At 60.4% G+C, this 3,684-nt stretch carries 4 protein-coding genes; 3 read left to right on the top strand and 1 reads right to left on the bottom strand.

The features are described from left to right. Positions 1-229 precede the first annotated feature (229 nt). On the top strand, positions 230-811 hold the full coding sequence (locus tag EET67_RS25110) for a UbiX family flavin prenyltransferase (RefSeq protein ID WP_128628890.1): 582 nt from the start codon (positions 230-232) through the stop codon (positions 809-811). An 11-nt stretch (positions 812-822) separates the two neighbouring features. Here EET67_RS25110 and EET67_RS25105 read toward each other — a convergent pair whose 3' ends face one another. After that, complete coding sequence (locus EET67_RS25105; RefSeq protein WP_128628889.1) at positions 823-1,770, bottom strand: universal stress protein; 948 nt, start codon at positions 1,768-1,770, stop codon at positions 823-825. A gap of 136 nt (positions 1,771-1,906) precedes the next feature. Between EET67_RS25105 and EET67_RS25100 the strand changes: the two genes are divergently transcribed. Both EET67_RS25100 and EET67_RS25095 read left to right on the top strand, forming a co-directional pair. Continuing rightward, positions 1,907-3,070 (top strand): cytochrome P450, encoded by a 1,164-nt coding sequence (locus tag EET67_RS25100; RefSeq protein WP_128628888.1) that lies wholly within the window; start codon positions 1,907-1,909, stop codon positions 3,068-3,070. A gap of 160 nt (positions 3,071-3,230) precedes the next feature. Further along, positions 3,231-3,530, top strand: a complete 300-nt coding sequence (locus EET67_RS25095; RefSeq protein ID WP_245451246.1) for a hypothetical protein — start codon at positions 3,231-3,233, stop codon at positions 3,528-3,530. Positions 3,531-3,684 lie beyond the last annotated feature (154 nt).

Raw genomic sequence — 3,684 nt, 5'->3', positions numbered from 1 at the left:
TTCCGACCGTGTCGCCATGCTGAGCCCCGCCATCCGTCCCCCAAACCGGAACAGCGATCCATGGCCATCCCAGCTGGAGCATCAACACTATCGGTAACATTTTGCTTGAGGCAATGCGGCCGGAAACGAACCGGGAGTGGGGGACAAGGCTGGAAATGTCCGCCGGGGTCGAGCAGGAAATATCCCGGCGATGGCGCGAATTGTTTCCCCAGGGCTTGGGCGGGCGCGAATGACGAGACGTCTTATCGTCGGGGTCACGGGAGCATCGGGTGCGGTGCTGGCCCTGGAGACACTTCGTCAGCTCGCCCAGGCCAAGGCCGAAACCCATCTGGTTGTCTCCCGCGGTGCCGAGCCTACCATTCGACATGAGCTTGGGCATGCGGCTCTTGCCGATTTTTCAGCGCTCGCTACCTGGACCCATTCTCCCGACAATCTGGCGGCTCCGATCGCCAGCGGTTCCTTCAGGAGCGATGGCATGATCGTCGTGCCGTGTTCGATGCGCTCACTGGCGGCCATTGCGCATGGCTTCGGCGAAAACCTGGTCGCCAGGGCGGCGGATGTGACGCTCAAGGAAAAACGCTGCCTGGTAATTGCCCCGCGTGAAGCCCCGCTGCATGAGGGGCATCTAAGCTCAATGCTGGCTCTGGCCCGAATGGGTGCGATTATCGCGCCGCCGGTGCCACCTTTCTACGCGCGGCCGAGTTCCTTTGAAGACGTGATCCGTGAAATCGCCGCGCGGCTGGTGAATTGGGTGGGTGTCGACCCCGGTGGGCAGATGACCCGCTGGAATGGCGACAGTCAGCAGCGTTGAGTGGAAGCGACCTATCGCGCCATCAGCACCGGCACGGTCGGCTGGCTGAGCATCGACTGCGTGGTGGAGCCAAAAACGCGCTCGCGCATGCGAGAGTGACCGTAGGACCCCATTACAAGAAGGTCTGCGCCAACATCCAGCGCGTGTTGTTTCAAGACGTCGGCCACGGCCTGGCCGTTGCTGCAAATCTCGCGCAGCTTCACATGAATGCCGTGGCGCATCAGATATGCGGAAAGATCGCTGCCCGTTCCGGCCTCATCGGTATCGTTGGTCGTCTTTACCGTGACCACGTTCACCGTTCCCGTCTGAACAAGCAGCGCCAGCGCTTCCCTGACCGCGCGGGCGGCTTCAACGCCCGCGTCCCACGCAACGAGAATATTCTTCGGCTTCAAGGTGAGAGGGGTGGCTTGGGGAACTAGCAGGACGGGCCGCCCGGATTCAAACAGGGCACCGCTCAGGCAATGGACGTCAAGACCGTGACTTTTGAGAAGCTCCGGCTCGACAAGCGTCAGATCGGCATACCGGGCGTGCTCGCCGACCAGATCGTCGACCTCATCGATCTCGCAGCATTCCGACAGGACCTCGGCGGAGATATTGGCGTCGCGGGTAAGGCCCGAAAGTGCCTTGCTGCGCTCGTGAAGTTGCCACAGCACGGCCTCGCATTCAGCCTCCCATGGTTCCGTTGCGACGCCCCGACGTGCATTGATTGGTGAACGCGGCAATATACCTATCACAAGAATGCTGAGGTGAAGGCCAGTCTCGCGCGCAAGCGAAATGGCGGTATCCAGGTTCTGATCGGCCTGGTGACCGTCCACGACCATCAACAGTGTCTTGGGCAACATGACCGTGTGCCTCCTGGCGGTACAACTTTCACATGCCCGAATACTAATAGCCGAGCCGCCCGCCGGTATTTGTCCCAGGTCAAACACCATGAAGTTAATGGCAGCCACGGGGTTCACGCGCCGTCCGGCGGGGCCGCTATTTGACGGGGGTCAAGGACTTTACTGCCCGCGTGGGCCACTTATGCGCCGCGGCCGCGACTTTTCATTCGCAATACCATGCCCGGCCGCCACATGATCTTACTAGGGGAATCTCATGAACCTCATGCTGAACAGGCCGCCATCCGACTGGAATCCCAGATCGGATTCGGTGCTCTCGGACCAGACAAGGGCGTATGACAGAATGCGCCGCTGTTGTCCGGTGGCGCATAGCGACTATTCCGGCTGGTCATTGTTTCGGCACGAGGACGTCGTGCGCGTGCTCGACGACCATGACACGTTCAGCAACGTGGTCTCCAGCCACTTGTCCGTGCCCAATGGGATGGATCCGCCGGAACACACCAGATACAGGCAGATGATCGAGTCCTATTTCGCATCCGACCGCGTGGAAGCATTCGAGCCGCTTTGCCAGGCAATCTCGACCGAACTGGTATCTGGCCTGCAGCGGGGAGCGGAGACCGAAATGGTGACGCAGTTCGCTCAACTGTTCGCTCTGCGTATTCAGTGCGCCTTTCTGGGCTGGCCGCAAGATTTGCATGAGCCGCTGCGCTGCTGGATCCAGAAGAACCATGAAGCCACCTTGGCCAGGAATGCCAAGGCAATGGCTGCCATAGCGCTGGAATTTGACGGTTATATCGGAGAATTGCTGGAGGCGCGCCGCAGGGCCGGGGCTGCGGCCCCGGATGACGCTACCACGAGCCTACTGCGGCAAAAGGTGGGAGACAGGTTCCTGACTCAAGAGGAGATCGTCAGCATTCTGCGCAACTGGACGGTCGGCGAACTGGGCACCATAGCTGCCTGTGTCGGAATCCTAGTTTACTATCTTGCGGAGAATCCGCCAATACAGGCGCAAATCCGTGAGAATCCATCCTTGTTGCCAGCTGCGATCGACGAGGTGTTGCGGATACATGCGCCGCTTGTTTCCAACCGCCGGGTCGCGACCCGGTCGGTTGAGATCGGCGGGCGCCAGATCGCCGCCGGCGAGCGGATCACGCTCATGTGGGCATCGGCGAACCGGGACGAGGCCGTCTTTGGCAATCCCTATGAATTCCGGCTCGACCGCGAGCCTGCGCAGAACCTTCTCTATGGCGCCGGCATCCATGTTTGCCCTGGTGCCGCTCTGGCTCGACTGGAATTGCGCATCATCATGGAAGAGCTGTTGGCGCAGACCAAGCGAATCCGGCTTGCACCCGGCGAGCAGCCGGTAAAAGCTCTCTACCCGGCCGGTGGGTTTTCTTCGCTTTATGTGGCGGTGCTCTAGCAGGTTTTGCCTGTACGGAGCACTTGGATGTGCAACCAGGCGGTTTCGATGGTATTCCACCGCCACAGCGCAGGTCGGGTAAATGACAATATCGCTAATCCCGTTTGATACAGCCGCCTCCCGAAACACGGATGCGGCGATCGTGCGGCGAATAAGAACCTTGATCGACAGTGCCGGTCTGGACTGCCAATGCCGGGATCGCTTGGACGATGCCTTGGCCCGCTTTGCCAAGCTTGAACATCGCAGGGTTCAGCGTGAGCATCTTGCGCGGGCCCGCCAAGACCGTGAACGCATCGCCGCCATCCTGACTTTCCTGCAGGACATCGACGAGCTGGCTGCCAATGAAAGCGACCCTAGCGTCTACATGGAATTGGCCCTGCTTTTCGATGAAGTGATCGCGACAGCCGACGATGGTGCGCGCTCGCTGCGTCAGCTGGCGACGCTACCCCAACAACGATGACCGCCCGGCACTGTCTTGAAGATCTTCGGCGTCCGGGTTCCGACGCTGACGGAATCATAATCTTTCCAGCGCCGCAGCTTGACTTGATCCTGCGCAAACAGCTGCGATGGCCCGGGCGCTAGGATGGGTTAAGCAATTGCAGAGGAAGCAAGGT

It is taken from the genome of Borborobacter arsenicus (assembly GCF_003934165.1).
Lineage (GTDB): Bacteria > Pseudomonadota > Alphaproteobacteria > Rhizobiales > Rhizobiaceae > Pseudaminobacter > Pseudaminobacter arsenicus.
This window is presented reverse-complemented; position numbering and strand designations above follow the sequence as displayed.